Source organism: Variovorax sp. HJSM1_2, from assembly GCF_049316285.1.
GTDB lineage: Bacteria > Pseudomonadota > Gammaproteobacteria > Burkholderiales > Burkholderiaceae_C > Rhodoferax_B.
Window position 1 is genome coordinate 44,099 of sequence record NZ_JBMOXA010000002.1, and the last position, 26,933, is coordinate 71,031.

Annotated in this window: 22 protein-coding genes and 2 tRNA genes; 14 read left to right on the forward strand and 10 right to left on the reverse strand. The window is 63.0% G+C overall.

Going from position 1 to position 26,933, the window contains the following annotated elements:
- Positions 1–6: 6 nt before the first annotated feature.
- Positions 7–906, reverse strand: coding sequence for a LysR family transcriptional regulator (locus ACFQ95_RS02705; protein WP_422829266.1), 900 nt, complete (start codon positions 904–906; stop codon positions 7–9).
- A gap of 117 nt (positions 907–1,023) precedes the next feature.
- On the opposite strand from ACFQ95_RS02705, the gene ACFQ95_RS02710 reads away from it, so the two are divergent.
- The 12 genes from ACFQ95_RS02710 to ACFQ95_RS02765 all read left to right on the forward strand — a co-directional run bounded on the left by ACFQ95_RS02710 (position 1,024) and on the right by ACFQ95_RS02765 (position 12,288).
- Entirely contained in the window at positions 1,024–2,271 is a 1,248-nt protein-coding gene (locus ACFQ95_RS02710; protein ID WP_422829267.1) for a CaiB/BaiF CoA transferase family protein, read from the forward strand.
- Positions 2,268–3,281, forward strand: coding sequence for a hydroxymethylglutaryl-CoA lyase (locus tag ACFQ95_RS02715; protein WP_422829268.1), 1,014 nt, complete (start codon positions 2,268–2,270; stop codon positions 3,279–3,281). The genes ACFQ95_RS02710 and ACFQ95_RS02715 overlap by 4 nt, the downstream gene beginning before the upstream one ends.
- Positions 3,282–3,328: 47 nt before the next feature.
- Complete coding sequence (locus ACFQ95_RS02720) at positions 3,329–4,312, forward strand: Bug family tripartite tricarboxylate transporter substrate binding protein (RefSeq protein ID WP_422829269.1); 984 nt, start codon at positions 3,329–3,331, stop codon at positions 4,310–4,312.
- A 121-nt stretch (positions 4,313–4,433) separates the two neighbouring features.
- Entirely contained in the window at positions 4,434–6,560 is a 2,127-nt protein-coding gene (uvrC, locus tag ACFQ95_RS02725) for an excinuclease ABC subunit UvrC (RefSeq protein WP_422829270.1), read from the forward strand.
- Positions 6,561–6,653: 93 nt separating this feature from the next.
- Positions 6,654–7,220, forward strand: coding sequence for a CDP-diacylglycerol--glycerol-3-phosphate 3-phosphatidyltransferase (pgsA, locus tag ACFQ95_RS02730; RefSeq protein WP_422829271.1), 567 nt, complete (start codon positions 6,654–6,656; stop codon positions 7,218–7,220).
- 54 nt (positions 7,221–7,274) lie between these two features.
- A complete protein-coding gene (locus tag ACFQ95_RS02735) occupies positions 7,275–8,378 on the forward strand; it encodes a tartrate dehydrogenase (protein WP_422829272.1) in 1,104 nt (367 codons plus the stop codon).
- Between the two features lie 255 nt (positions 8,379–8,633).
- Positions 8,634–8,906 carry an HU family DNA-binding protein gene (locus ACFQ95_RS02740; protein WP_422829542.1) on the forward strand — a complete coding sequence of 91 codons (273 nt, stop codon included), beginning with the start codon at positions 8,634–8,636 and terminating at the stop codon, positions 8,904–8,906.
- A 17-nt stretch (positions 8,907–8,923) separates the two neighbouring features.
- Positions 8,924–8,999 (forward strand) — tRNA-Val (locus ACFQ95_RS02745).
- Between the two features lie 258 nt (positions 9,000–9,257).
- Complete coding sequence (locus ACFQ95_RS02750) at positions 9,258–11,189, forward strand: SurA N-terminal domain-containing protein (RefSeq protein ID WP_422829273.1); 1,932 nt, start codon at positions 9,258–9,260, stop codon at positions 11,187–11,189.
- Positions 11,190–11,218: 29 nt separating this feature from the next.
- Positions 11,219–11,294: transfer RNA gene (locus ACFQ95_RS02755), tRNA-His, on the forward strand.
- A 58-nt stretch (positions 11,295–11,352) separates the two neighbouring features.
- Entirely contained in the window at positions 11,353–11,790 is a 438-nt protein-coding gene (locus tag ACFQ95_RS02760) for an EamA family transporter (protein ID WP_422829274.1), read from the forward strand.
- Between the two features lie 123 nt (positions 11,791–11,913).
- Positions 11,914–12,288, forward strand: coding sequence for an energy transducer TonB (locus ACFQ95_RS02765; protein ID WP_422829275.1), 375 nt, complete (start codon positions 11,914–11,916; stop codon positions 12,286–12,288).
- A 28-nt stretch (positions 12,289–12,316) separates the two neighbouring features.
- On the opposite strand, the gene ACFQ95_RS02770 is transcribed toward ACFQ95_RS02765, so the two are convergent.
- The 5 genes from ACFQ95_RS02770 to ACFQ95_RS02790 all read right to left on the reverse strand — a co-directional run bounded on the left by ACFQ95_RS02770 (position 12,317) and on the right by ACFQ95_RS02790 (position 22,788).
- Positions 12,317–13,393, reverse strand: a complete 1,077-nt coding sequence (locus ACFQ95_RS02770; protein ID WP_422829276.1) for a LacI family DNA-binding transcriptional regulator — start codon at positions 13,391–13,393, stop codon at positions 12,317–12,319.
- Positions 13,394–13,458: 65 nt separating this feature from the next.
- Positions 13,459–14,013: a GNAT family N-acetyltransferase gene (locus tag ACFQ95_RS02775; protein ID WP_422829277.1), complete on the reverse strand. Its 555-nt coding sequence runs from the start codon at positions 14,011–14,013 to the stop codon at positions 13,459–13,461.
- A gap of 127 nt (positions 14,014–14,140) precedes the next feature.
- On the reverse strand, positions 14,141–20,161 hold the full coding sequence (locus tag ACFQ95_RS02780; protein WP_422829278.1) for an MG2 domain-containing protein: 6,021 nt from the start codon (positions 20,159–20,161) through the stop codon (positions 14,141–14,143).
- A 400-nt stretch (positions 20,162–20,561) separates the two neighbouring features.
- Positions 20,562–22,094: a Do family serine endopeptidase gene (locus ACFQ95_RS02785; protein ID WP_422829279.1), complete on the reverse strand. Its 1,533-nt coding sequence runs from the start codon at positions 22,092–22,094 to the stop codon at positions 20,562–20,564.
- Between the two features lie 178 nt (positions 22,095–22,272).
- Positions 22,273–22,788: a hypothetical protein gene (locus ACFQ95_RS02790; protein WP_422829280.1), complete on the reverse strand. Its 516-nt coding sequence runs from the start codon at positions 22,786–22,788 to the stop codon at positions 22,273–22,275.
- A gap of 104 nt (positions 22,789–22,892) precedes the next feature.
- Here ACFQ95_RS02790 and ACFQ95_RS02795 point away from each other — a divergent pair, with 104 nt between their 5' ends.
- Entirely contained in the window at positions 22,893–23,636 is a 744-nt protein-coding gene (locus ACFQ95_RS02795) for a 16S rRNA pseudouridine(516) synthase (RefSeq protein ID WP_422829281.1), read from the forward strand.
- Positions 23,637–23,658: 22 nt separating this feature from the next.
- On the opposite strand, the gene ACFQ95_RS02800 is transcribed toward ACFQ95_RS02795, so the two are convergent.
- Positions 23,659–23,799, reverse strand: a complete 141-nt coding sequence (locus ACFQ95_RS02800; RefSeq protein WP_422829282.1) for a hypothetical protein — start codon at positions 23,797–23,799, stop codon at positions 23,659–23,661.
- Between ACFQ95_RS02800 and ACFQ95_RS02805 the strand changes: the two genes are divergently transcribed.
- On the forward strand, positions 23,780–24,640 hold the full coding sequence (locus tag ACFQ95_RS02805; protein ID WP_422829283.1) for a MurR/RpiR family transcriptional regulator: 861 nt from the start codon (positions 23,780–23,782) through the stop codon (positions 24,638–24,640). The genes ACFQ95_RS02800 and ACFQ95_RS02805 overlap by 20 nt on opposite strands.
- 15 nt (positions 24,641–24,655) lie before the next feature.
- On the opposite strand, the gene ACFQ95_RS02810 is transcribed toward ACFQ95_RS02805, so the two are convergent.
- Genes ACFQ95_RS02810 through ACFQ95_RS02820 form a run of 3 tightly spaced genes read right to left on the reverse strand, consistent with a single transcriptional unit; the run spans position 24,656 to position 26,868 of the window.
- Entirely contained in the window at positions 24,656–25,309 is a 654-nt protein-coding gene (locus ACFQ95_RS02810; protein WP_422829284.1) for an aspartate/glutamate racemase family protein, read from the reverse strand.
- 22 nt (positions 25,310–25,331) lie between these two features.
- Positions 25,332–26,129 (reverse strand): transporter substrate-binding domain-containing protein, encoded by a 798-nt coding sequence (locus tag ACFQ95_RS02815; protein WP_422829285.1) that lies wholly within the window; start codon positions 26,127–26,129, stop codon positions 25,332–25,334.
- 49 nt (positions 26,130–26,178) lie between these two features.
- Complete coding sequence (locus ACFQ95_RS02820; protein ID WP_422829286.1) at positions 26,179–26,868, reverse strand: aspartate/glutamate racemase family protein; 690 nt, start codon at positions 26,866–26,868, stop codon at positions 26,179–26,181.
- Positions 26,869–26,933 lie beyond the last annotated feature (65 nt).

Here is a 26,933-nt window from a genome sequence, read left to right on the forward strand (position 1 = left end):
GTTGGTCTACCGGGGCGGTGGCGGGGTGTTGTCGCGCAGGTGATCCACCAGCAAGCGTGTCACGCTGGACAGGGATTCTTCGGACCGCACACACAACGCCAGTTGCCGCACGGCCCAGGGTTCGGCCAGTGGCACGGTGCGGATGGCCAGCGCGCTGTACAAGGCCGCGCTGCCACGCGGCAGCACACCAACGCCCAGTCCCGCCACCACCATCAGGCACAGAGCGTCGTAACTGGTGACCTGAATGCGCAGCTTCAGCGGCAGGCCGGCCTCGGCGGCCGCGCGCGTCAGCACGTTGTTGATGGCGCTGCCGGGGTGCATGCCGACAAAGTCATAGGCCAGTGCGTCGGTCAACCTGACCGATTTGCGCCGCGCAAGTGTGTGGCCCACCGGCACCACCAGCGCCAGCTCGTCGCTGCGGTAGGGCAGCAGGGTGACCTTCTCGCCGTAGTTGCCGGCGTTCAGTATGCCCACGTCGGCGGCGTTTTCGGCCACCGAATGGGCGATGGCGGTGCTGATCTGCTCCTGCAGCCGCACGTCTACCTGCGGGTGCAGCGCCAGAAAGCTCTGGATCTGGCGTGGCAGAAACTGCGTGATGGCCGAGATGTTGGCGACGATGCGCACATGCCCGCGTGCGCCCGAGCCGTAGTCGCGCATCTGGCTGGCAATGCCGTCCAGATCGTTGAGCACGCCGCGCGCCAGGTTCAGCAGGGCGAAGGCCGCAGCCGTGGGCTCTACCCCTTTGTTGCTGCGCGTGAACAGCTCTACCTTCAGGGCCGACTCCAGCTCGGACAAACGACGGCTCGCCGCAGACGGGGCAATGTGTTCGCGCGCACTGGCGCGGGCGATGGTGTTTTCTTCCATCACGGCAACAAACAGGCGCAGGGACACGGGGTCGAGTTTCATGGCGGCTATCGTATTCCGTTTGCCATGCCGTTTTGCGATGGCAACTTCGCGCATCAGCGTTTTACGGCGGCCGGGGCACAAGCGATGATCGCGGAAAAGCGGTTTCAGGAGACAAGTATGTCCACATACAACAAGACAAAAGCCACGGCAACAGCGAGTGCCGCCGCATTGCAAGGTGTGCGTGTGGTCGAGATGGGCCAACTCATCGCCGGCCCGTTCTGCGGCAAGACGCTGGGCGAGTTTGGCGCCGACGTGGTGAAGATAGAAGCGCCTGGCAGCGGCGACCCGCTGCGCAACTGGCGCATGCTCAAAGAGGGCACCTCGGTGTGGTGGCAGGTGCAGTCGCGCAACAAACGCTCGGTGGCGCTGGACCTGCGCCAGAAAGAAGGCCAGGACATTGCGCGCAAGCTGATTGCCGAGGCCGATGTGCTGATAGAGAACTTTCGCCCCGGCACACTCGAATCCTGGGGCATGGGCTGGGAAGAACTCTCGGCCCTGAACCCCGGCCTGGTGATGCTGCGTATCTCGGGCTACGGCCAGACCGGCCCTTACCGTGATCTGCCAGGCTTTGGGGTGATTGGTGAAGCCATGGGCGGCCTGCGCCATCTGACGGGCGAGCCCGGGCGTGTGCCGGTGCGTGTAGGCGTGTCGATTGGCGACACGCTGGCCGCCTTGCACGGCGCCATCGGTGTGCTGGCCGCGTTGCACCATCGCAAGGTCAACGGCGGCCAAGGCCAGGTGATAGACGTGGCGCTGCACGAAGCCGTGTTCAACGTGATGGAAAGCCTGGTACCCGAGTACAGCGCATTTGGCGCGGTGCGCGAGCCCGCGGGCAGCGCGCTCACCGGTATTGCGCCGTCCAACGCCTACCACTGCCAGGATGGCTGGGTGCTGGTGGCCGGCAATGGCGACAGCATTTTTAAACGCCTGATGAGCGCCATCGGCCGCGCCGATTTGGCCGCTGCCCCCGACCTGGCGAACAACGCCGGCCGCGTGGCACGCGTGGCCGAGATCGACGCCGCGATTGGCACCTGGACCGCCACACGCCAGATCAGCGTGGTGCTGGAAACCCTGGCCGCCGTGGGTGTGCCCGCTGGCCGCGTTTTTACAGCCAAAGACATTGCCGAAGACCCGCATTACCGTGCCCGCGACATGCTGCTGCCGCAGACCACGCGCGACGGCTACACGCTGGAAGTGCCGGGCATTGTGCCCAAGCTCTCGGCCACACCGGGCAGCATACGCAGCAGTGCGCCTGGGCTGGGCGACGACACCGACGCGGTGTTGCGCGAGATTGGCTTGACCGATGAACAAATCGCCGCATTACACGCCCGTGGCGTGGTCGCCGGTGCCAAGGAGAAAGCATGAATACCCCGGCTGCAAACAACATCTGGCAAGGCGCGGGCCGCCGTATCTACCTGCAGGAGGTCGGCACACGCGACGGGCTGCAGATGGAAGCCATGTTTGTGCCCACCGAAGAAAAAATCGCGTTGGTGAATGCCTTGTCTGCGGCCGGTTTGTCCAAGATCGAAGTCACGGCGTTTGTCTCGCCCACCGCCATTCCGGCGCTGCGTGATGCCGAGACCGTGCTGCGTGAAATCGACCGCCGCCCCGGCGTGGTGTACAGCGCGCTGGTGCCCAATGTGCGCGGCGCCGAACGCGCCATCGATGCCCACACCGACGAGTTCAACCTGGTGATGTCGTGCAGCGAAACCCACAACCTGGCGAACCTGCGCATGACACGTGCACAGTCGTTTGCTGCGTTGGCCGAGGTGGTGAAACTGGCGCAGGCGAGCGCCAACGGCCCGTCGCTCAACATCTCGCTGTCGTGCAGCTTTGGCTGCCCCATGGAGGGTGATGTGCCCACCGAGGTGGTGCTGGACTGGGCCGCGCGTTTTATCGCCCTGGGCGTGCAAGGTGTCACCCTGTGCGACACCACCGGCATGGCTTACCCGCCGCAGGTGGCGGCGCTTACCGCTGCCTTCCGTGCGCGCTGGCCGCAAACCGAGGTGACGCTGCACTTCCACAACACCCGCGGCATGGGTTTGGCGAATGTGCTGGCCGCGATCGACGCCGGGGCCGAGCGGTTCGACAGTTCACTGGGCGGCCTGGGCGGCTGCCCCTACGCGCCCGGCGCCACCGGCAATGTGTGCACCGAAGAAGTGGTGCACGCGCTGGCGCTGATGGGTTACGCCACAGGCATTGACGAGCCCTTGCTGCTGGCCGCTGCGCAGCGCCTGCCAGGCTTGATTGGCCACGACATTCCGAGCCAGATCGTCAAGGCCGGGCGACGGCTGGATTTGCACGCCGTGCCGGCCGACTTCGAGGCGATACGCGCCAGGGCACTGGCCCGAGATGCTGCACAAGGCGCAACCTGATTTTTATTTGACAACGCGATTTCTAAAAACAAAACCTGGAGACCAAGATGAAAACCACCCGCAAACAATTCAATACCTTGCTGCTGACCGCGCTGGCCGGTGGCCTTTTCGGCAGCGCCTCCGCGCAAACCGCCTACCCCAGCCGCACCGTCACCATGATCGTGCCCGCCGCCGCCGGCGGCACCACCGACCTGGCGGGCCGCATGTTGGCCCAGGCGCTGGGGCCAGCGGTTGGCCAGTCGGTGGTGGTGGACAACCGCGCCGGTGGCAACGGCAACATCGCCGCCATCGCGGTGAAACGTGCCGAGGCCGATGGCTACACGCTGCTGATGCAGTACTCGGGCTACCACGTGATCTCGCCGCTGGTGAGCAAGACAGCATCGCCGTGGGAACAGAAAGACTTCCAGCCCGTGGCGAATGTGTTGTCGGCGCCGCAGATCATCGTGTTGCGCGCCGATCTGCCGATCAAGAACATGGCCGAGTTGGTGGCCTACGCCAAGGCGCACCCGGGCAAGCTGAACTACGCGTCTTCCGGCAACGGCTCGCTGCAGCACGTCACGGGCGCCATGCTGGAACAGCAGGCCGGTGTTCAGATGGTGCACGTGCCTTACAAGGGCACGGGCCCGGCGCTGCAGGACTTGCTTGGTGGCCAGGTCGATCTGACCTTTGGCACGGCGCCGCCTTTTATGCCGCACATCCAGTCGGGCAAGTTGCGCGTGATTGCCGTCACCAGCAAGACACGTTTGCCCAGCCTGCCAGATGTGCCCACCACCGCCGAGGCCGGCTTCCCCGGCGTGGATGCGGCTTCCTGGTTTGCGCTGTTTGCCCCGGCGAATGTGCCCAAGCCGGTGATAGACAAACTCACGGCCGACATCAGCCAGGTGGTCAACACCCCGGCGTTCAAGCAAAAGGCACTGGAGCAGGGCGCCACGGCCGATTACCAGAACCCGCAACAACTGGGCGACAAGGTGAAGAGCGACCTGGTGCGCTGGGCGGGCGTGGTGAAGAGCGCACGCATCGAGGCCGACTAAGCAGAATGCGTCTTTCAATGAAATGGCTGTTCACGCAGGCTGGATATGCGTGAGCAGCTATTCATTTTTTGAGGTTTTCGGTTGCTGCATAAGGGGACTTCAGCGCAGTCACAATACCCCCATGTCCAGCCTCCCACCTTCCGTGCACTCTGAAGAATTGCTCAACCTGGTCGCCGCCTTGCCGGCGTTGCCAGGTGTGTACCGTTATTTCGATGCCGACGACGCCGTGCTCTACGTGGGCAAGGCAAAGAACCTGAAGAAGCGCGTCAGCACCTACTTCCAGCGCGACCACGGCGGCACACGCATAGGCCACATGGTGGGCAAGATCGTGCGCATGGAAACCACGGTGGTGCGTTCCGAGGCCGAGGCCTTGCTGCTGGAAAACAACCTCATCAAGGCTTTGAACCCGCGCTACAACATCCTGTTTCGCGACGACAAAAGCTATCCCTATTTAAAGATCACCGCCGTGCCAGCCGGCAAAAGTGCCGCTCCCAGCGATGGCCCACCGTCCGCCAACTGGTATCCGCGTATGGCCTATTACCGTGGCGCGGTGGAGAAGAAGCACCGTTACTTCGGGCCTTTCCCCAGCGCCTGGGCGGTCAAGGAATCGATCCAGTTGCTGCAGAAGGTGTTTCGCCTGCGCACCTGTGAAGATACGGTGTTTGCCAACCGCACACGGCCGTGTTTGCTCTACCAGATCAAACGTTGCTCGGGCCCGTGTGTGAACCTGGTGAGCCAGGCCGATTACGCCCAAGACGTCTACCACGCCGAACAGTTTCTCGATGGCGAAACCCAGTCCGTGCTGAAGTCGCTGGAGGGCCGCATGATGGCGCATGCCGACAAGCTCGAATTCGAGCAGGCGGCCGATCTGCGCAACCAGATGCAGGCCCTGTCTACCGTGTTGCACCAGCAGTCGGTGGACAACGTGTCCGACAAAGACGTGGACGTACTGGCCGTGCGGGTGCAGGGCGGACGTGCCTGTGTCAACCTGGCGATGGTGCGTGGCGGGCGGCACCTGGGTGACCGCGCGTATTTTCCGACCCACGTGGAAGACGCCACCGCGCTGCGCCTGGCCAACCTGGACGACGACGACACCGACCTGGCTGCGCTGGCCGCCGCCTCGCCCGAACTGCAGGTGCTGGAGGCCTTCATGGCGCAGCACTACATCGATGTGCCGATTCCGCCCACCTTGATCACCAGCGAAGCCGTGGGCAAACCGCTGCTCGATGCGCTGTCGGCGCAAACCGGTGTGCGCTTGACGGCGGTGCACAACCCGCGCGAACAGCGCCGCCAGTGGCTGGAGATGGCGCAGAAAAACGCCGGCCTGCAGTTGGCCCGCTTGCTGGCCGAAGAAGGCTCGCAGCAGGCCCGCACACGGGCCTTGGTCGAAGCACTGGACTTGGCGCCCGATGTGCTGGAAGAGTTTCGTGTGGAGTGTTTCGACATCTCGCACACGGCGGGTGAAGCCACACAGGCCTCGTGTGTGGTGTTCCACCACCACAAGATGCAAAACAGCGAATACCGGCGCTACAAAATCGAAGGCATCACCGGCGGCGACGATTACGCCGCCATGCGCCAGGTGCTGACGCGGCGCTACAGCAAATTTGCCAAGGTGGCCGAGGGCGACGTGGTGGCGCCCGAGGTGGCGCCCGAGGTGGCGCCCGAGGTGGTGGCCGAGATGGTGGCCGATGTGCCGGAAGTGGTCGAGCCCACGGCCGGCGCGGCCCCCGACCTCGCCGCGACCGAGCCATCGGCACCAGCCACACCAGCCGCACCGGCACCGCCTCCGGTGCAGGCGCGTATGCCCGATCTGGTGCTGGTCGATGGCGGCAAAGGCCAGGTGTCGATGGCGCGCGAGGTGTTCGCCTCGCTTGGGCTAGACCTGGGCCTGATTGTGGGTGTGGAGAAGGGCGAGGGCCGCAAGGTCGGCCTGGAAGAACTGGTGTTTGCCGACGGCCGGCACAAAGCCACGCTGGCGCGTGACTCTGCGGCCCTGATGCTGGTGGCGCAAATCCGCGACGAGGCGCACCGATTTGCCATCACCGGCATGCGTGCGGCGCGTGCCAAGGTGCGCGTGGGCGGCAGCAAGCTCGAAGACATTCCGGGTGTAGGGCCTAAGAAACGCGCCAGCCTGCTGCAGCGGTTTGGCGGCGTGCGCGGGGTGGCTGACGCGAGTGTGGACGATCTGGCGCGTGTGGACGGCATTTCGCAGTCCTTGGCCGAAGAGATTTACCGCGCGCTGCGCTGATGGAGCGTCCCGCTGTGCCGGGTGTCCGAGTCTTATGTAGGTGAACCTATGGCCGCGCCCTGAGCTGGTGCTGCGGCATGCCACAATCAGTGCATGTTTTGGACCACGCCCACCATCATGACCTGGACGCGCATTGTCGCGATCCCTTTGCTTGTGGGGGTGTTTTACCTGCCCATCAGCGAACACAACCGCAACATGGTGGCCACCATCATGTTTATTGTGTTTGCCGCCACCGACTGGCTGGACGGTTTTCTCGCGCGCAAGCTGAACCAGACCTCGTCGTTCGGTGCCTTCCTCGACCCTGTGGCCGACAAGTTTCTCGTCTGTGCCAGCGTGCTGGTGCTGGTGCACCTGCAACGCGCCGATGTGTTTGTGGCGCTGATCATCATCGGCCGCGAAATCGCCATCTCGGCCTTGCGTGAGTGGATGGCGCAGATCGGCGCCTCCAAGAGCGTTGCCGTGCACATGGTGGGCAAGCTCAAGACCACGGCACAGATGGTGGCCATTCCCTTCCTGTTGTACGACGGCCTGTTCCTGGGTGTGATCAACACCCATGTATGGGGCACCTGGCTGATCTGGATCTCGGCGGTATTAACCGTCTGGTCGATGGTCTACTACCTGCAAAAAGCCTTGCCGGAGATTCGCGCCCGGGTGAAGTAGCCTACGCAACGGCGTGTCGCCCGCTGCGTTTGGACCTCGTACGAAAAATATTTCATGACAAAGGAGCAAACCAGTATGGTGAAGAAGATTGCCGTGATCGCCGGCGACGGCATCGGTAAAGAGGTCATGCCCGAGGGCATTCGGGTGATGGAAGCGGCGGCGCGCCGGTTCAACATTCCGCTGCAGTTCGACCATTTCGACTTCTCCAGCTGGGACTACTACGAGCGCCACGGCCAGATGTTGCCCGACGACTGGAAGGAGCAGATCGGCGGACACGATGCCATCTACTTCGGTGCCGTGGGCTGGCCCGAGAAAATCGCCGATCACGTCTCGCTCTGGGGTTCGCTGCTGCTGTTTCGCCGCGAGTTCGACCAATATGTCAACCTGCGTCCCGCACGCTTGATGCCCGGCATCATCGCCCCCGTGGTGCGGCGCGATGGCAGCCCGCGCGCGCCGGGCGAGATCGACATGTACATCGTGCGCGAAAACACCGAGGGCGAGTATTCCAGCGTGGGTGGCCGCATGTACGCCGGCACCGAGCGAGAGATCGTGATGCAGGAATCCATCATGTCGCGCGTCGGCTGCGACCGCGTGCTGAAGTTTGCTTTTGAGCTGGCCCAGTCGCGCCCCAAAAAACATCTCACCAGCGCCACCAAATCCAACGGCATTGCGATCACCATGCCCTATTGGGACGAACGTGTGGCCGAGATGGCCAAAGCCTACCCAGGCATCAACGTAGACAAGTTTCACATCGACATCCTGACCGCGCATTTTGTGCAGCGGCCCGACTTCTTCGACGTGGTGGTGGCCAGCAATTTGTTTGGCGACATCTTGAGCGACCTGGGCCCGGCATGCACCGGCACCATTGGCATTGCGCCCAGTGCCAACCTGAATCCGACGGGCAAGTTCCCGTCGCTTTTCGAGCCTGTGCATGGCTCGGCGCCGGACATTGCCGGGCGTGGCATTGCCAACCCCATCGGGCAGATTTGGTGTGGCGCGATGATGCTGGAATTCCTTGGTTACAAAGAAGCACACGATGCTGTGTTGTCCGCCATAGAAACTGTTTTGGCGGCCAAAGGGGATGCACCGCGCACGCCAGACATAGGTGGTAGCGCCAGCACTTCGGATGTGGGCCGGGCGATTGCGGCGCTGTTGTAACGCGTCTTGTCGGCGACGTAAAAATGCATGCAGTGCATCGAGACGCGTAAAAAATCGGCTTAGAATCCGCGTCCACGCTGCGTAGAGACGGTTTTGCCGATTGACACCCGCGTGACCCATGGTTTTAATGGCAAGCGCAGCGGCGCTGCAGAGTTACATGCCCAGGGTTCGAGTCTTGCTGTGCGCTGCAGAAAGATTGGACCGGGGCATACTTCCGACGATTCGTCTGAGCTAAATTTGAGTGAGGGATTCCTTGTGAACAAAACGGAACTGATTGACCACATTGCCAAGCACGCTGACATCTCCAAGGCCGCGGCTACCCGCGCCCTGGAATCCACGATTGGTGCAGTAAAAACCACGCTGAAAAAAGGCGGCACGGTTTCTCTGGTAGGATTCGGCACCTTCGCAGTTGGTAAACGTGCCGCACGTGCCGGTCGCAATCCGCGTACCGGTGCTGCGATCAAGATCAAGGCAGCCAAGGTGCCAAAGTTTCGTCCAGGCAAAGCATTGAAAGATGCTTTGAACTGAGACACCTGTTTCAGGTGGGGTGCTTAGCTCAGTCGGTAGAGCGGCGCCCTTACAAGGCGTAGGTCGGCGGTTCGACCCCGTCAGCACCCACCACGAGATAGAAAGCAGAAAAGGGTTTGGATTCGTCCAAACCCTTTTTTCATTTGAGGCCTGGCCTAGGCAGGGCTATGGCTCGTGCAGAGGGGTTTCCCTGCATGGCGCAAGGCCGTATGAGAGGCTTCTGAGGATGGTGGATAATGTGCGCTCGCGCCGCTGGAGAGCCTTCTTCACACGCGGGTAACGCGACGAATAGTGCGTCCTGGCAAAGGCGAACACATGGTTCGCCTTTTTGTTTTACAGAGAGTTTTCTTCATGTTCGATTTCATTCGCAAGCACACCAAAATCATGATGGGCTTGCTGTTCGTCTTGATCATTCCCTCGTTTATCTTGTTTGGCGTTGATGGCTATAACAAGATGAACGAAGGTGGCGCGGTGGTCGCCACCGTTGACGGCCATGACATCAAGCAGGTTGAACTCGATGCAGCACACCGCAACGAAGTGCAGCGGGTGCTGGCCTCCACACCGAACATCGATCCCAAGCTGCTCGACAGTGCTGAAGCCCGCTACGCCACGCTGGAAAACATGGTGCGTGAACGTGTGCTGGCTGCGGCCTCGGCCAAGTCGCACTTGGTCGCCTCCGATGCACAGTTGGCGCGTGCCCTTGAAGCCGACCCGAGCATTGCCGCGTTGCGCAAACCCGACGGTTCACTGGATGTCGAGCGTTACCGCCAATTGGTTGGCAGCCAGGGCATGACACCCGAAATGTTCGAGGCCCGCATCCGCGCCGATTTGTCGGCACGCCAAGTGGTGGCCGGTGTCGCCGCAACGGCTTTTGCACCGTCCGCCGTGGCTGACACCACGCTGGATGCTTTCCTGCAAAAACGCGAGATCCAGGTGGCCACCATCAAGGCCAGCAGCTTCGTCGCCAAGATCAACCCGACGGATGCGGAACTCGAAGCCTGGTACAAGGAGCGCTCTGCGTTGTTCCAGGCGCCTGAGAAAGCCACGATTGAGTATCTGGTGCTCGATACCGACAGCGTGAAGAAAAGCATAGTCCTCAACGAAGCCGATCTCAAAACCTATTACGAACAAAACGCCACGAAACTCGCCGGCAAGGCCGAGCGGCGTGCCAGCCACATCCTGATCGCCGCGCCCAAGAGCATGTCCAGCGCCGACCGCGAAAAGGCCAAGCAAAAGGCTGAAGCCCTGCTGGCGCAAGTGAAAAAAGCACCCGCAAGCTTTGCTGATGTTGCCAAGAAGAATTCCGAAGACCCGGGCTCTGCTGAAAAAGGCGGTGACCTGGACTTCTTCAGCCGCGGCGCCATGGTCAAGCCGGTGGAAGACGCCGTGTTTGGCATGAAGGTTGGCGAGATCAGCGATGTGGTGACGACCGACTTCGGTTTCCACATCATCAAGCTCACCGATGTGCGCGAACCCAAGGTGCGTAGTTTTGAAGAGATGCGTCCAGAACTGGAAGCCGAATTGAAGACGGAGCAGGCGGCGCGCAAGTTTGCGGAAACCGCAGAAACCTTTACCAACGGGGTTTACGAACAATCCGACAGCCTCAAGCCAGTCGCAGAGCGTTTGAAGCTCAGCGTGCAAACCGCCACCCTGGGACGCCAACCGGTAGACGGCGCCAAGGGCCCATTGGCCAGCGCCAAGTTCCTGGATGCGTTGTTCTCGGCCGATTCAGTCGAGAAAAAGCGCAACACCGAAGCGGTGGAAATCGGCCCGAACCAATTGGCTGCTGGCCGTATCGTCGAATACACCCCGGCCCATGCGGTGCCGTTTGCCGAAGTCAAGGCGCGTGTGCGTGAAATGCTGATCGCCGAGAGCGCCGCCGCCATGGCGAAGAAGGAAGGCGAAGCCAAGCTCGCAAGCTGGAAGCAAAATCCGGCCGAGGCTGGTTCCGCGTTGGCCCCGGCTGTGGTGGTGTCACGTGATGACGTGCAGCAACAAGCGCCGCAAATCATCCAGGCCGCGCTGCAGGTCAGCCCCAACGCCTTGCCTGGTTGGACCGGTGTTGACCTGGGCACCACGGGCTACGCCATCGTCAAGGTGAACAAACTGGTGCCACGCACCGCCGCCAACGAGGCCATGATGCAGCAAGGCCGCGAACAATACACCCGCGCCTGGGCCAGCGGTGAAGCCAAGGCCTATTACGAGCAATTGAAGGCGCGTTTCAAGGTCAAAATCAATTTGCCACAGCCAAACGCTATTTCCGCAGCAGACGTCGGCAAATGACAAGTTTCGCGCTATAATAGCGAGCTACGGTGGCTGTAGCTCAGTTGGTAGAGTCCAGGATTGTGATTCCTGTTGTCGTGGGTTCGAGCCCCATCAGCCACCCCAGATAAGTAAAAGCCCGCTATAACCATAGCGGGCTTTTTGCTTTTGGGAGTTTGTTCTTATGCTGTCCGCACCATGGAATGGCTGGTTCTTCTGGGCTGCACTGTCGGCCTGTTTTGCAGCGCTCACCGCCATTTTTGCGAAGATCGGCATCCAGGGCGTGGATTCTGATTTCGCGACGCTGATCCGTACCGCCATCATCGTCTTCATCTTGGCAGCGTTTGTGTGGTACGCCGGCAAATGGAGCGACCCGCGCGTTTTGTCCATCAAGACCTGGGTCTTTCTTTCGCTGTCTGCGCTGGCCACGGGCGCCTCGTGGGTTTGCTACTTTCGCGCACTGCAGATGGGCGAGGCCTCCAAGGTGGCACCGGTGGACAAATTCAGCCTGGTGCTGGTGGCGATTTTTGCCGTGGCTTTTTTGGGTGAGCGTCCGTCGTTGCGCGAGTGGTTTGGCATTGGGCTGGTGGCCACGGGTGTCCTGGTGTTGGCCTTCAAGTAGCAGCGAAATTCAGGCCGGTCTGGTCGTTGGCTTCGAGCCCACGCAATAATTCAAGCCGGATATGAGTGGGCCTCGGTGGACATAGGCATTTGGGGCTCTTGCACAACCAAAAAGGGGAGAGTGATGACGCGGTTCTCGTCTATCTGCGCGCGTGCGCTGGGTGTTGCGGCCTTGGCCGTTTTACAGGCCTGCGCCAGCAGTTCAACGCGGGAGTGGCCGGCCACGCAGGTCAGCATTGACGATATGCGTTTCACGCAGCCGCTGCAGCTTTCGGTGAACTACAAAACCAATAAAGGTTCGCCTTCAGGTACCACGGTGCTGCGCATGCAGGTCGACGAAAAGGGTGTGACCCAGCGTGTGGTGCTGCTGAAGAGCAGCGGCCGCAGCGAGTTGGACCAGGGGGTTCTGCAGGCGGCCCTGAGCGCCCGGTTTCAGCCCTATCTGGTCGATGGCCAGCCGGTGGCCGTGACCGTGCTGGCGCCCATGCACCTGAAGTGATGGGCGGTGCGGAGCGCGCTGAAACTGGTTAACTGCTCGCCCGCTCGACGATGCTGAATCCGACGTCGATCACCCGCTCGGTGACTTCTATGCCCTCGACCTGATCGACCAGGCAACGTGCGGCTTCGCGGCCTATGCGGGTGCCGTCTATGCGCACGGTGGTCAGCGCCGGGTGCAGGTCGCGCGAGAAAGCCAGGTCACCAAAACCGATCACGGCGATCTGCTCTGGCACGGCGATGCCGCTGGCCTGCGCTTCGGTCAAAACACCCAGGGCTTGCAGGTCGGAACTGCAAAACACGGCATCCAGGGCCGGGCGCTCGGCCAGCAGTGTTTGCAGGCCTTGGCGGCCGCTGGCCAGTGTGGTGGGGGCAGCGGTGGTGAACACCGCTGGGCGCGGCAGGCCAAGTGCCAAAGCGGCGGCCACAAAAGCATTGCTGCGGCGCACGGCACGGTCATCGGCACCACCAATGACACCGATGTTGCGCTGGCCGCGCTGCAGCAGGTATTGGCCGACCGCGGCGGCCACGGCTTCATGCGAGAAGCCCACCAGCATGTCGATGGGCGACGGGCTCAGATCCCACATTTCGACCACCGGGATGCGTGCGGCCAGCAGCCGCTGGCGGGTTTGCGCGGAGTGTTCCACGCCGGTGAGCACAATGCCGTCGGGCCGGCGGCCGATGATGGCGCCCAGCAGGTCGTCTTCGCGCGATTTTTCGTAGCCGGTTTGGCCCAGCATCAACTGGTAGCCGCGTGCGTCGAGTGCGGCGGTGAGGGCTTGCACGGTTTCGCCAAACACCGGGCTGGTGAGGGTGGGCACCAGCGCCGCCACCAGGCGGCTTTTTTGTGAACGCAAGCCGCCCGCCAATAGATTCGGTACGTAGCCGGTTTTGCGCACCGCGTCTTGCACCTTGGCTAGAGTGGCCGGGGGCACACCATCGGGTTTGTTGATGGCGCGCGAGACCGTCATGGCCGAGACGCCGGCGAGGCGCGCTACGTCTACCACGGTCACGCTGCCGGTGCGGCTGCGTGGCTTGTCTGCGGCGGCTTTAGCTGCAGCAGACGCGGTGGTGGGGTTGGCAGGGCTGGTGGATTTGCGGGTGGCCATGAAAGAGCGTGTGGGTTGCAGCGCAGGCGCTTTATTGTTCTGAAGTGCAGGGCGAAGTTGGATGCTTAGGGCATTGGTGTGGCGGCAGTATCGCCGCGCAGATCACACCACATGTGGATTTTGGCGACAAAGCCGTTGTGCACGGCCACGGCCAAGGGTTCCACGCCGAACGACACAAAACCATGGCGCTGGTACAGCGCAAGGGCTGCGGTATTGCCTTCGGTCACGGTGAGTTGCACCAGGCGCAGGCTGGGGCGCGACCTGGCATGCGCCAGCACCTCGGCCACCAGCGCCTGACCCAAGCCCAGTTGGCGGTAGGCCGGGGCCACATACATGCCGAACAGCGTGGCCTTGTGCCGCGCCTTGAGGCGCGCCGCCACCGACAGGCCCGCCACACCGGCCAATTGCCCAGCTACAAAACAGCCGAACACCGTCTCGGCCGCGCCGTCCTGGCCACCGCTCTCCAGCCGCTTTTGCCAGAAGCTCAAGGGCAGCGAGGCGCGCTCTTCGGTGCTGGTGGTAAAGGCCTCGGGGTGTTGGGTATAGGCCGTGAGCATCAGCGCGCGATAGGCCTCGGCGTGGTCGGGCGTGAGCAGAACGGCGGTGGGTGACGAGGGCATGGAGTGCTTCAAGGGTTTGCTACGGGTGTTCGGCTATCGCATGGATTATGAGTCGAATGCTATGGATAGGGTAGCTGTCTCCGCAGCTTTGGTGCGCGTTGGAGACAGTTTCCACCTAGGGGATACCTCAGGGCGTTTGCACCACCACCCTGGCATTCGGTGCCTCGCCAAACATCTCCGGCGCGTACATCGCCTCCACCCGGGTGGGCGGCAAGGCAAAGCTGCCGGCGTTGTTCAGGCGCACGGTGTAGCTCAGCTTGGCGACGCCACGCGGCAGGTATTCATAGTACGCGCGGTAGGCTTCGAAGCTGCGTTCTTCAAACGCCAGCCAACCGGCGCCGCTGGCGGGCTTTTGCCCCTGGGTGGCGATCTGGCTGTCGCGGCCCAAGCCGCTGCCCAGCAGTGTGGCGCCGCCGGGCACGGGGTCGCCCACCACCACCCAGGTCATGTCGCTGCTGGCGTTGATTTCAAGCTCCACACGCAACACGTCGCCACGGCTGTATTGGCCGGCGGGCAGGTTCTTGTTGGCTTGCTCCACCGGGGTGATGGTTTTCTTGATTTGGTAGCCCGCAAAAAACGGCGCGCTGCGCGGCACGGCGGCGATGGACTGCAGCGTGAGCCAGGGTTTGCCGCTGCCTTGGTGCTGCAGCGTCAACGGGGCGTTGGTTTTGGCTTCCTCCGCGTTTGGCCATGGCAAGAACATGCTGTTGTTGCGCAGATTGCCGGGCGTGACGGGCGCGCCAAACAGCGCGGTCTGGTGCGCGGCACCGGTTGCATCGGCCGTGGTGATGCGTTGCACCTTGGCCCAATCCACAGTTGCGCTGCGCGCGCCCAGGCTTGCGCTGGTGCTGCCGGTCACGGGTGTGGCTTCAAACACCTTGGAGAACTTTTCCAGTGCCAAACCACCCCACAGGTTGGCGGTGGTGGTGTGCCAGGCGCCGTTTTGCTGGCGCGCGAGGAAGCCGTTGGCCAGGCGGCCCATGTCTTCTTTCCAGGCCGGGTCGTCCAGCGTGGCAAGAATCAAGCGCGCGGTGTTGACGTCACCGCTGCTCATCAGCCACCACAGGTAGTCGTCACGCTCGGTGCTGAAGACCAGCTTGGTGCCTTGGTACGACAGCCGCGCCTTGATGATTTGTGTGGCTTCGGCCTGGCGTTGCGCGCGTTGCGGAATGTCGCTCACGCGGCGCAGCAGGTTGTACCAGTCGAGCACGGCGCTGGTGGGCCACTGGTTGGGCGCGATGGTGATGCTGCCCAACATACGCGCCTCGGCCTTGCCGTAGCGCGACAAGGCTTCCAATGCGGCGAGTTTGCGCAGGTCCAGGTCTTTGCGCGGGCTCCAGAAGTCGCGCTGGATACGCCCTTCAACAAACGCCAGCAGGCCACGTTCCATGGCGGCACGGGCTTCATCGGGAAGGGCCAGCGTGGGGTCAAGGCCGGCCGCTTCGTGCGCGGCCGCCAGCAGGTAGGCTGTGAGGGTGTCGCTGCCCCGGTTGGCTTCGCCGTCGCGTGGCGGGAAGTAATTGGCCAGGCCGTCGCTATCCAGGTAAGACGGCAGTTGCGCCAGCAGCGCGCGCCAGCGCGTGGCGTCGCGCAGGCCAATAGCCTTGCTGGCGCTTTGCTCCAGGCAACTGTAGGGGTAGTTGGCAAACCAGTCGCGCACACCGGGCAGGCCTTCGGCCAGCTTGGGTTGCAAGGACATCTTCAAGCCGCCACGGCCGGGCAGGGCATCGGGCGGTGGCGCCACGGGCAGGGTGAAGGACCCATCCAGTTGCACCAGCGTGGCCTGCTGCACCGCCAGCGGCACGGCGGGCACGATGCGTTGGCTGGCCTTGAGTGCGTCGCGTGCGCTGCCCAAGGTGTCGCGCGCTTCGATCTCCCACAACAACGCCTCGGTGCGGATCTGGCCCAGCGGCGCGGGGGCGGTGACGTTCCAGGCCAGCTCACGGCTTTCTCCAGCGGGGATGTCCAGCGTTTGTGGGTTGAGTGTGAGGCCGGTGGCGCGCGGCGTGACTTCCACCTTCATGGCTTTTTCGGTGGTGTTGCGCAGCGTGAGCTGCGCGCGGAACTGGTCGTCCTCGCGCACAAGTGGCGGCAGGCCGCTGATGATTTGCAGGTCTTGCCGTGTTTGGATGCTGGCCTGGCCGGTGCCAAACAAGCCGGTGCCAAAGTCGGCCACGGCAACGATCTTGAACGCGGTGAGTGCATCGTTCAGCGTTACGGTGACCTGGGCCTGGCCCTTGGCATCGAGCTTGAGCGCGGGGTTCCACAACAGCAGGGTGTCGAGCAGCTCGCGTGTCGGGCTGCGGCCACCGCCGCCGCCAGCGGGCACGGCTTTGCGGCCATAGTGCCGGCGGCCGACAATTTCCATCTGTGCGGTGGCGGTCTCCACACCCCAGGCGCGGCGTTGCAGCATGGCGTCGAGCAGGTTCCAACTGGTGTTGGGCATCAGCTCCAGCAGGGCCTGGTCTACGGCGGCCAGCGCCACTTCGGCGTTGGCGGCGGGTTGGCCGTCGGGCTTGTTGACCTGTATGGTCACACGTGCCTGGCCGCGTACCGGGTAGCTGGGCTGGTCGGTGGTGACTTTCACATCCAACTGGTGTGCCTTGGTGCCTATGCGCAGTTCGGCCATGCCCAGGCGGAACGCGGGCTTGCTTAAATCGACCAAGGTGGTGGGTGCGACGTATTCGCGGCCCTCGACCCAAAACGCGTTCCACCATTCACGCGGCGCCTTGAAGCCCCAGGTGAAGAAGCTGTACCACGGCACTTCGCGCAGGCGGCCGCGCAGGGCCAGCACACTCACGTAGACGTTGGGCCCCCAGCTGTCCTTGATCTTCAGGTTGACCGTGGGGTCCTGGCCGTTGAGCTGCACCACCTGGGTTTCCAGAATGCCTTCGCGCTCCACGGCGACCAGGGCGGTGGCAAAGCGGAACGGCATGCGCACCTGGATGCGCGCGGTGTCGCCCGGCTGGTAGTTTTTCTGCTCGGGCAGCAGCGTCATGCGGTCGTGGTTTTCACTGCCAAACCATAACTCGCCTTGGCGCGTGATGTAGACCGAGCCCGCAGCCTGGCTGGTCAGGCCCTGCGCGTCTTTGGCGGTGACGATCAACTCCACCTCGCCGGTGCTGCTGATGGCGGCGTTGCACTGCAGCAGGCCATGGGCATCGCTGGTGCCGCTGCACACGCTGCCCAGGTCTTTGACTTCGGTTTGGTTGTCGTAGGCGTAGAAACCGCCCACCATGCGTTTGCGGCTGCTGTTGACGATGCGCGCCTGCGCTTGCACGCTGATGGCCACTCCGGCTTTGGGCTTGCCCGCCAGGTCTAGCGCCAGGGCCTGGAACGCGACCTTCTGGTCACCCTTGCCGGACAGGCTGACCCAGCCCTCGGTCTTGATGCCGGCGATGACGGCAGCCGGCCACAGTGTGGTGGTGTGGCGCAGGGTTTGCACCTCGCCGTTCGGGTCGGCAAAGTTGGCCTCCAACTGCAGCTCTTGCGGCTGTGGATTGTTGCGCACGTCGTCGGGCAGGGGCCCAACGCGCACTTGGCCGGCACCTTGCCGGTCGAGGGTGACGGCCAGCTTGTTGGCGATGACACGTGGGCCACTGCTGTTTTCAGATTCGTTGTCTTCGTCGCTGGACGTTGCCACATTCGGGTTGGCCGTGCGGCGCGGCGCGGCAAAGCTGAAGTCGTCAAAATCGGCAAACTGCAGGTCTTTGTTGCGCACCAGGGCCGACACCCGCACCGGCAGGTTGGCCGCAGCGCCACCCGAGACGTAGTTGATCTGCACCTGTACCGGCACCTCGGCCGGGCGCACCAGGGCTTCTTTCTGCTGCGGGTTCAAGCGGCCTTCGAGCACCGGCAGGCGGAACTCTTCGACGCGGAAGTTGCTGGTGCTTTGGGTGCCGCCACGGCCCTGCAACATCACCTCGTATTGGCCCAGTTTGGCCGCCACGGGCACGGCAAAACTGTTGACCGCGCTCAAGCCGCCGGTGGCCGTCTTGCGCCATTCCAATGCCTGGCTGAACTGCTGGCCGCTGCCCACGTGGGTGATGAGCAGTTTGTTGGGCCAGCGGTCTTCGGCGGGCAAACCAAAGCCGGTGCCGGTCTCGTTGCGCAGCAGGTGTTTCATTTGCACGGTTTCGCCGGCGCGCAACAACGGCCGATCGAGTATGGTGTGGGCCCGTTCGTCGGGCACGGCCTCGCGGCTGGTGGGCACGTTGAAGCGCCAGGGTTCCACACCACGGTTCCAGTCGCTCCAGACAAAGGCCATGTCGTCCACGCCCTTGGCATCGCGTGCACGGGCGCTGACGAAGTAGGCCGGCGTCTGGTAGTCGTAGTCGTCGCTGGACGTATTGGCCAGCGGCTTGCAACGGGGCGGCTCGGGCGACAAGTCCTTGAACTCGGCCAGGCCCTGTGTATTGGTTTGCGCCGTGGCCAGCACCTGGCCATCACAACTCGACACCTGTACTTTGGCGCCGGCCACGGACTGGCCTTTGTCCAGCGTGGTGACCCAGGCCATGGCGTTGCTGCGCCCAAGCTTGAAGTGCACACCCAGGTTGGTCACCAGCGTGGAGGTACGCACCACCATCTTGCGTTGGGCGCCGTACTGCTCGTCCAACAGCGCCTCACCCAGGCGCTGCGACTGGATTTCCAGCACATGGAAACCGGCGCTGAGCGGAATGCCGACGACTTCAAACGGGCGCAGGTCTTGTGCACTCGGTGTAGGCAGGTTCAGCAGCTTCACGCCGGGCTGGCCGTCGAGCAGCGAGACCATACGCGTCTGCACCCAGTTCTTGCTGCGGTCGTCTATGGGTTTGGGCAGCGGGACTTTGCTGTCGGCGGCGGCTTGTTTGCGCGAGATCTCGCTGTTGTTGTAGCGCTGCACACGGCGGTACCAGGCGATGATGTCGGCATCGGTCTGCGGGCGCAGGTCGGCGACTTGGCCCACTTGACCTGCGGAGGTGCGTTGCTGCAGCTTGAGGTCGGCCTCGACGTTGCGCAGTGTGACGGGCAGCATGGCCGGGTCGGGCGCCTGGGCCAAAAGTTCGACCACACCAAACGGTGCGGCGGCAAACTTGGCCAGCGGCGGCATGGCGCCGGTGCCAACCTTGAGCGGAAAGCTGTCGGCGTTTTCCAGCGCACGGCCGTCCACGTCTTTCAGGCCGCTGGGCAACACCAGGCTATAAGCCGTTTGTTCGCTGAAGGGCGCCTTGAACACCACGCGGTTCACCTGCTCTTGTGGCGGGCTGCCTTCTTCGTCTTCGATGGTGGCGGCCACATCACCTTTGCTCGATGCGAGCTTGATTTTGCTGGCCTGGGCGCGGGTGATGGATGCGCTCAACTGCAGGCGCATGGGACGGATGGGCAAACACGCGGCCTGGGCGTTTTCGCGTTCGCAACTGAAGCTGGCGGTGAACGCCTCGCGCACGGTGAAGCCAAACTTCTGCCCGACCTTGTTGACCACGCCCGAGGGTGTAGCCAAGCCGCCACCTACCAGCAACTCCATCTCGGCCCCGGCCGTCAAGCGGCGGGTGCAGGCCAGCACGGCGTAGCGCAGCGGCTCGGCGGCAGCGGCTTTCTCCAGCCCCTGGGCTTTGAGCAGGGTGTTGCGTTCGGCCTCATCCACCGCGCGCACGGGCATACGTTCACCCACACCGTCGAGCTTGCACGCGCTGCTGGCGAGCACGCTTTCACGTGTGGCGGCGCCGTTGAATTGCAGTATGAAGTATTGCTGCTCGTCTATGCGGTTGTAGGTGCCCGGGCGTATACGTTGCACAAACGGCCCGCCGCTATTGAAGGTGTAGCTGCTGGCGCTTTTGAGGGCTGCACCAGCGGGCGATTTGAGGCTTGCATTCGGCTGCACGGTGCAGCGCACGCCGGGCGGCAGGTCGGCCTTGAAGTCGAACAGCCATTCACGCGAACTGCTCCAGCGGCCATGGCCTTCGCTGGTGACGGCATCGCTGCAACGCAGAGTGGCGGGGGCCGGCGCGCCCGGGTCGCCAAACTTCACCGCGTCCTCGTCGAACTTCACCACCACCTGCCGAATGCGTGCAACTTCGCCTTGGGGTGAGACGCTGGTGATCTGCAGCGCTTGGGCGGCACTGGCGCTCAGGACCAGGGTGGCAAGGCTTAGTCGAACGAGAAACGGCATGCGGTGGCTCTCCAAGGAAGGAACCCGCAAGGGTAGCCTATGGAGCCCCGGTTTAGGCCGTGCTTAAGGCCTTTTCAGGCCGCTGTGTTCCCGGTGTGGGTCAGTGTCGGGTGTTTCGTATGGGCAGCAGCAGCTTGAGTTGGTAGACCGCCTGGGCCGGGGTGCATTGCAATTGCTGTTGTATGAGTCGCTGTTCAAGGCAAAGTCGAGGGGCGCGTGGCGGTACGGTCTGGCTCGGCTGACGTCGTGGCATCCAATGCTCCTGTGCAGAGTTTGATGGCGGTAAAAAAGCTGACTTCGCGCAACCAGTTTAGGGTGATGGCAGAAGCTGTGGTCATTTTCAGCACACGACGTCGCAGGAATGTGACAACGGCCGTTGTCACATGTCAACTGACGAGGATTAACCGAGCTTCACGGGCACAAAAATCTTGTCGCCGTCGCGTTGGATCAGCAGGGCCACGGACTTGTCGGACTTGGCCACCGCTGCACGTACTTGCTCAACCGACTTCACCGGTGTGCCGTTCACCGCCAACAACACGTCGCCTTGCGCGACGCCTGCACTGGCCGCAGCACCGGCCACGTCTTCGATCAGCAGGCCGCCGGGGGCACCCACTTGGCGCAGTTCATCGGGTTGCAGTGGGCGCAGGGCCAGGCCTATGCGGCCTTGTGATGCGTCGGGGCTGTTCGCCGCGACCTGGGTCGCCTTGTCGTTGGTGCTGCCGAGTTGCACCTGGAGTTGCTGCTCGCTGCCTTTGCGCCACACGTCCAGTGCGATCTTGTCACCAGGGCTGGCCAAGCTGATGGACTGCGGCAAGTCACCGGAGGATATCACCGGCTGGCCGTTCACCTTGCGGATCACATCGCCGGGCTGCAGTCCGGCCTTTTCGGCCGGGCCACCCTTGTCGACAGAGGCCACCAGGGCGCCCTCGGGGCGGTCAAGCTTGAAGGAATCGGCCAGCGCCTGGTTCACGTCCTGCACTGCCACACCCAGACGTGCGTGCTCCACTTTGCCGTGCGCCACGATCTGGTCCTTGATGCGTGTCGCCAGGTCGATCGGAATGGCGAACGACACGCCTTGGTAGCCGCCCGTGCGGCTGTAGATTTGTGAGTTGATGCCTATCACCTCGCCGCGGCCGTTGAACAGCGGGCCGCCCGAGTTGCCGGGGTTCACGGCCACGTCGGTCTGGATGAAGGGCACGGCGCTGTCGTCGGGCAGCGAGCGGCCCTTGGCGCTGACCACACCGGCGGTCACGGTGTTCTCAAAACCAAACGGCGAGCCTATGGCCAGCACCCATTCGCCGGAACGCAGGATGCTAGGGTTGCCAATGTTCACCACGGGCAGGTTTTTCGCGTCTATCTTCAGCACCGCAATGTCGGTCTTGGGGTCGGAGCCCAGCACCTTGGCGGCAAACTCTCGCCTGTCGGTGAGTTTCACCGTGACCTCTTTGGCACCTTTCACCACGTGGGCGTTGGTCAGGATGATGCCGTTGGCATCAACGATGAAGCCCGAGCCTTGGCCACGTACCGGTGTTTCGCGTTCTTGGCCACCGCGGCCCCCTTGGCCTGGTTGCTGACCTTGGAAGCGGCGGAAAAACTCAAAGAATGGGTCGTTGCCAAACGGGTCTTCGCGTTGCCCGCGCTGCGCGGTCTGGCCCTGGTCTTCGTCGGACGCCTTGGTGGTGCCGGTCACGCTGATGTTGACCACGGCCGGGCCGTACTGCGCCGTGATCTGCGAAAAGTCAGGTGGCGCAATCGAGCCTATAGGGGCGGCATTGGCATTGGCATTGGCTGCCGCAGGCCCGGTTGTGGCGGTCACGGCCGCGTGTGCCGTACGCGGCACCGCTTCGATGGCGGCCACGCTGGCGCCGCCAATCACACCTGCGGCCACCAGGGCGAGAACCATCTTGGTGTTCTTGAGGGATACCGTGTTCATGCTAACTACTCCTTGGGTTGAGCGGGTTTGGAATGGCTCCACTATGCAAGGGCTGGCTTAGACGATTCTTAAACTCTGGGTGCTCTGCTCAGGCGGGAGGACGGTGCCGTGGGGACGAAAAAAAACCGGGTCAGTGTGCTGCTGAACCCGGCTTAACGAGGAAGCTTGAACAAGTGTTCTAGTGCCTGAATTCTTTCAAATCAAGCCGGACTTCAAACACCGTGCGACCGCCTTGTGCGCTGGCCACGATGATGGCGTCACACACTGAAACTTCACCCACGCGGCCTTCAAAAGCCAGGCGGCGCTGGAAGCGGCTGGCGTCACCCACACTCAGTTGCGCGACACGTTCACCGTGAATCCAGACTTCTACCGGGTGGTAGATATGGCGTGGCTTCTCGCCCGGCCCGGCATGTAGTTCGGCTTGGCATAACAGGGCGCCGCTGGGGCTGGGCTTGGCCGGCAGTTGTTCGATCGCGCGGCGCAGGGCCGCTTGATGGGCGTCGGCATTAGCCACGGCAAAGTCGAATTTGCCTAGCGAAGGCCAGGTGAAATAGTGGCGGTTCTGTAGCAGGTTGTCGCCCGCTGGGTGGGCTGGAAGGGCTTGGAACTGATGGCTGTCGTGGTGTGACCGGTAGGCCCGCCACAGCATAAAGGCGGCACCCGAGACCACAAGAGTCGTGACTATTTCGCGCATGTGTTTTCCCCTGATGGGGTGTTTGTAACGGTTTGTGCTGTTTGCACGTGTGATAAATGCCCGCTTTTGGCGTCGGCGCGATGTGTGTTTGCGATACTCGGCGCATGCAATTGCAAGACATTCTTTATTCCCAAGGTTTTGGTACGCGCCGGGTCTGCGCCGGGCTGGTGCAGCAAGGCCTGGTCGAGGTTTACACCGCAAAACAAGATGAAGCGCCCGTGCTGATAACGGAATCAGCTATGGATTTTGATGAGGAAGGCCTGCGTTTCCGGGTGCAAGGTGTGGACTGGGCCTACCACCGGCTGGGCTACGTCATGCTGCACAAACCCGCCGGGACCGAGTGTTCGCAAAAGCCGTCGACCTATCCGAGCATTTACACCCTGCTGCCCGCACCGCTGCGCCAACGCCCGCAGAAAAGCGCGGTGCAAGGTGTGCAGGCGGTAGGGCGGCTGGATCAGGACACCACCGGCCTGCTGCTGCTGAGCGACGATGGCCAGTTCATACACCGCATGAGTTCACCCAAGAAACACGTGCCCAAGGTCTATGAGGTGACCACCAAACACCCCTTGGACGACAAGCAGGTGAGCCGCCTGCTGGCCGGTGTGGTGCTGGACGACGACCCCAAGCCCGTGGCCGCTGCCGCCTGCGAGGTCGTGAGCAGTCACCACCTGAGCCTGACCCTGACGGCCGGCAAGTACCACCAGGTCAAGCGTATGCTGGCCGCCGTGGGCAACCGCGTGGAAGGTCTGCACCGTTCGAGAATTGGCGCATTGGGGTTGCCCGAGGACTTGCTGCCGGGCCAGTGGCGTTGGCTCAGCGCGGATGATCTGGCCAAGCTCAAGCCCTGAGCTTTTAAGCTTTCTTCGTGTTTCAGGTGTCGCCCATGGCCGAGCGCAGTGTTTCCAGCGCCGCGTCTAAGTCGTTCACCGTACGGTGGATGCTGCGGTAGGCTGTCTCCAGCCCATTGCCTTTTTCCTGGCTTTCAGAAGGGATGCAAGAGTTGTCAAGCAAACCGAATGGTTCTTTTGTCGGGCACGTGCGCCAAACGCTCAACAGCCTTTCTCCCACCGAGCGCAAACTGGGCGAGTTTGTGTTGGACTACCCGGGCGATCTGGCGACGTACACCGCCTCCGAGCTGGCGCAGTTGGTTGGGGTGTCGAACGCCACGGTGACGCGGTTCATCCAGCGGCTGGGTTACGAAAACTACGAAGACGCCCGGCGCCAGGCGCGCGAGGAGCGCAACAGCGGCTCGCCGCTGTTCCTGTCGGCGCCCGGCAGCAAAGGGGTGGAGGGCTCGGTGGCCTCACACATCGTGCAGGCACAGGACAACATCGTCGCCACCTTCAACCATATCCCGGCAGAGCTGATAGACGAAATTGCGCTGGCCATGGTGTCCGCAGGCCATGTGTGGTTCCTGGGTTACCGCAGCAACCGCAATCTGGCGGCGTATCTGCGTTGGCAACTGGTGCAGATGTTGCCACGCACACAGTTGATTCCCGGGCCCGGAGAAACGCTGGGCGAATATGCCGTGGACCTGGGCAAGACGGACCTGGTGCTGGTGTTTGCGCTGAGGCGTAGCCTGCCCATGGCCGCCAAGTTTGCGACCACGGCGGCTCAGGCGGGCGCACGCGTGGTCTACATCACCGATCACTTCTCCAAAACTGCGGTGCCGGCCGAGTGGTTATTGCGCTGCCACACCCAGGCCCCGGGGCCGTTGGACAACCATGTGTCGGTGATGCTGCTGTGCCACCTGCTGGCCACGCGTGTGATGCACCATGCGGGCACCAAAGGGCGGCGTCGCATGGCGAGCATCGAAACCCTGCACGATGGCTTGAGCGAACTGCGCGAATGAGCTTGTGAGTGCGCTTCAGCGGGGTGTGCAGGCCGCCAGCAAGCGGCGCACCGCCGAGGGAATGGGCGCAATGATGGGCGCTTGCAGCTGCGTCTGGATTTGCATGGCGGCCTGTCCCAGCGGGCCGCCGCCAATCACCACCGCATCCGCGCCATCGTCTTCCAGGCAGCGTTGCGCGGCGCGGGTCAGCGCTTGTAAAAGTTTGGCCGGGTCTGCGGCCAGGGCGCGGGGCTCTTCGTCGGTGAGGCGAATGCCGGTGTAGTGCGGCCCCAGGTTCAAACGCACGATGTGCGTCTGGATCAGGTCTGCCAGCGCCGGTGTCACGGTGGCCACACCAAAGCGTCTGCCGTTGGCGGCACCGTCGAGCAGCGAGGCTTCACAAATGCCCACCACCGGCACCTTGGCGGTGGCGCGCACCTGCTCAATGCCCGGGTCGCCAAAGGCGCTGATGATGACGCCGTCCCACGCCATGCCGGCGTGCAGCCAGCTGCGTTCAACCTCCAGCGCGGCAGCGCGCATCTCGGCCTCGTTGATGATCATGCTCACGCCCGCCTGCGCGCTGATGCCGGTGACCGTGAAGCCAGGTGGCAGGCACGACTGCGCAATGTCCGCCATCATCTGTGTGGTGGCGGCATTGGTATTCGGGTTGAGCAGCAGGATCTTGGGCATCGCCTAAGCATAGTGCGCAAAATCAGAGTGGCAGATCACCCGCCGCGCGGCCCAGCCACTTGTTCGACAGCTTGTCGATCTCGCCGTTCTTCTTGGCTTCCAAAATGATCTCGTTCAAGCGGTTCTTCAGCGCCACTTCGCCCTTGTTCACACCCATGTAGTTGGGGCTTTCCTTCAGCAGCAGCTTGTATTCCATGTTCAGCTTGGGGTTCTGCTGCATGATCACGCCGCCTTCGGCCGCGCTGGTGGCAATGGTCTGCACCTGGCCGCTGACAAATGCCGAGACGGTGCCCACGTGGTCTTCAAAGCGGCGCACTTCCACCTTGGGCGAAATCTGCTTGGCGAGTTCGGTGTCGGCCATGGCGCCACGCGTGACCGAGATCGACTTGCCATCCAGATCGGCATAACTCTTGATGTTCATGGCCTTGGGCGCAAACACCGCCTGGAAAAACGGCGAGTACGAGTGGGTGAAATCAACCACCTGTTCGCGCTCGGGTGTCTTGCCCAGCGTGGAGATGACGATGTCGGCCTTTTGTGTTTGCAGGTAGGGCACACGGTTGGCGCTGACCACGGGCACGAGCTCCAGCGTGGCGCCGAGTTTGCCGGCTACGTAGTTGGCCATGTCGATGTCCAGGCCCTGGGGCTTGAGGTCGGTGCCGACAAAACCGTAGGGCGCGTAGTCGGTGGGAATGGCGATGCGCACCTTCTTGGTCTTGGTGATTTCGTCGAGCTTGTTTTGCGCCTGCGCGCTGGTGGCGGCAAAGAGGGCGAGGGCGGCGAAGCCGAGGGTCGTACGGAGAGTGGTGCGGCGGGTGGTCATGGCGAAACTCCTTGAGGTTGCGGGGTGGGTGTGGGCGAGGGAAGGGAAATCAGGCGGCGATTGCCGCGGCCGCTGTGCGGGCTTGCAACTGGCGTGCGGCGGCGGCAATCGGTGAGATCAAGGGCACGGCAAAGTCGGCTTGCAGCGCCTGGGCGATGCGCCCTAGCGGCCCGCCGCCGATGATCACGGCTTCGGCAGCGTCTTCGTCTATACAGGCTTGAATCGCTTGGGCCATGGCTTGGTGCAAACGTTTGTGGTCTTGCACCAAGGCGTGTGGCTCGCCCGCCGTGACACGGATGCCGCTGTACTGCGCGGCAAAGCCCAAGCGATGGGCATGGCCGTGGATCACGTGCTGCAGGTCGGGGGTGGTGGTGGCGATGCCGAAGCGCCGGCCGTTGTGTGCCGCTTCCAGCATGGCGGCGGCGCAAATGCCCACCACGGGCCGGGCGATTTTTTCTTCCAGGGCCTGCACGCCGGGGTCGCCAAAACAGCTGACGATGACGCCGTCCCAATCAGCGCCAGCGCTGTGCCACAGTCTGTGCACTTGTTCTTCAGAGGCCTCCAACTCAGCGGGCGTGACGATCATGGGCACACCCCGGGTGGCCGTGGCGCCCGCGACACAGCAGTCTGCAGGCAGCGCAGCACGTGCCACGGCCACCATCATCTCGGTGGTGGCGGCCGACGTGTTGGGGTTGAGCAGCAGGATTTGGCGCAGCGCAGGCATGGATTCTGGGGTCACGGTTTGGTTAATTAAATTTCTTAACTGAAAAATAGAAAAATTATTTTCATCAACATGCGCCAAGC

Excerpts from the sequence above, each read along its gene's own strand:
- ACFQ95_RS02795 (WP_422829281.1), top strand. The coding sequence starts at position 22,893 with ATGCAATTGCAAGACATTCTTTATTCCCAAGGTTTTGGTACGCGCCGG.
- ACFQ95_RS02760 (WP_422829274.1), top strand. The coding sequence starts at position 11,353 with ATGCTGTCCGCACCATGGAATGGCTGGTTCTTCTGGGCTGCACTGTCG.
- uvrC (WP_422829270.1), top strand. The coding sequence starts at position 4,434 with ATGTCCAGCCTCCCACCTTCCGTGCACTCTGAAGAATTGCTCAACCTG.
- ACFQ95_RS02780 (WP_422829278.1), bottom strand. The coding sequence starts at position 20,161 with ATGCCGTTTCTCGTTCGACTAAGCCTTGCCACCCTGGTCCTGAGCGCC.
- ACFQ95_RS02790 (WP_422829280.1), bottom strand. The coding sequence starts at position 22,788 with ATGCGCGAAATAGTCACGACTCTTGTGGTCTCGGGTGCCGCCTTTATG.
- ACFQ95_RS02785 (WP_422829279.1), bottom strand. The coding sequence starts at position 22,094 with ATGAACACGGTATCCCTCAAGAACACCAAGATGGTTCTCGCCCTGGTG.
- ACFQ95_RS02815 (WP_422829285.1), bottom strand. The coding sequence starts at position 26,129 with ATGACCACCCGCCGCACCACTCTCCGTACGACCCTCGGCTTCGCCGCC.
- ACFQ95_RS02770 (WP_422829276.1), bottom strand. The coding sequence starts at position 13,393 with ATGGCCACCCGCAAATCCACCAGCCCTGCCAACCCCACCACCGCGTCT.
- ACFQ95_RS02720 (WP_422829269.1), top strand. The coding sequence starts at position 3,329 with ATGAAAACCACCCGCAAACAATTCAATACCTTGCTGCTGACCGCGCTG.
- ACFQ95_RS02805 (WP_422829283.1), top strand. The coding sequence starts at position 23,780 with ATGCAAGAGTTGTCAAGCAAACCGAATGGTTCTTTTGTCGGGCACGTG.
- ACFQ95_RS02715 (WP_422829268.1), top strand. The coding sequence starts at position 2,268 with ATGAATACCCCGGCTGCAAACAACATCTGGCAAGGCGCGGGCCGCCGT.
- ACFQ95_RS02705 (WP_422829266.1), bottom strand. The coding sequence starts at position 906 with ATGAAACTCGACCCCGTGTCCCTGCGCCTGTTTGTTGCCGTGATGGAA.
- pgsA (WP_422829271.1), top strand. The coding sequence starts at position 6,654 with ATGTTTTGGACCACGCCCACCATCATGACCTGGACGCGCATTGTCGCG.
- ACFQ95_RS02810 (WP_422829284.1), bottom strand. The coding sequence starts at position 25,309 with ATGCCCAAGATCCTGCTGCTCAACCCGAATACCAATGCCGCCACCACA.
- ACFQ95_RS02765 (WP_422829275.1), top strand. The coding sequence starts at position 11,914 with ATGACGCGGTTCTCGTCTATCTGCGCGCGTGCGCTGGGTGTTGCGGCC.
- ACFQ95_RS02775 (WP_422829277.1), bottom strand. The coding sequence starts at position 14,013 with ATGCCCTCGTCACCCACCGCCGTTCTGCTCACGCCCGACCACGCCGAG.
- ACFQ95_RS02750 (WP_422829273.1), top strand. The coding sequence starts at position 9,258 with ATGTTCGATTTCATTCGCAAGCACACCAAAATCATGATGGGCTTGCTG.
- ACFQ95_RS02710 (WP_422829267.1), top strand. The coding sequence starts at position 1,024 with ATGTCCACATACAACAAGACAAAAGCCACGGCAACAGCGAGTGCCGCC.
- ACFQ95_RS02735 (WP_422829272.1), top strand. The coding sequence starts at position 7,275 with ATGACAAAGGAGCAAACCAGTATGGTGAAGAAGATTGCCGTGATCGCC.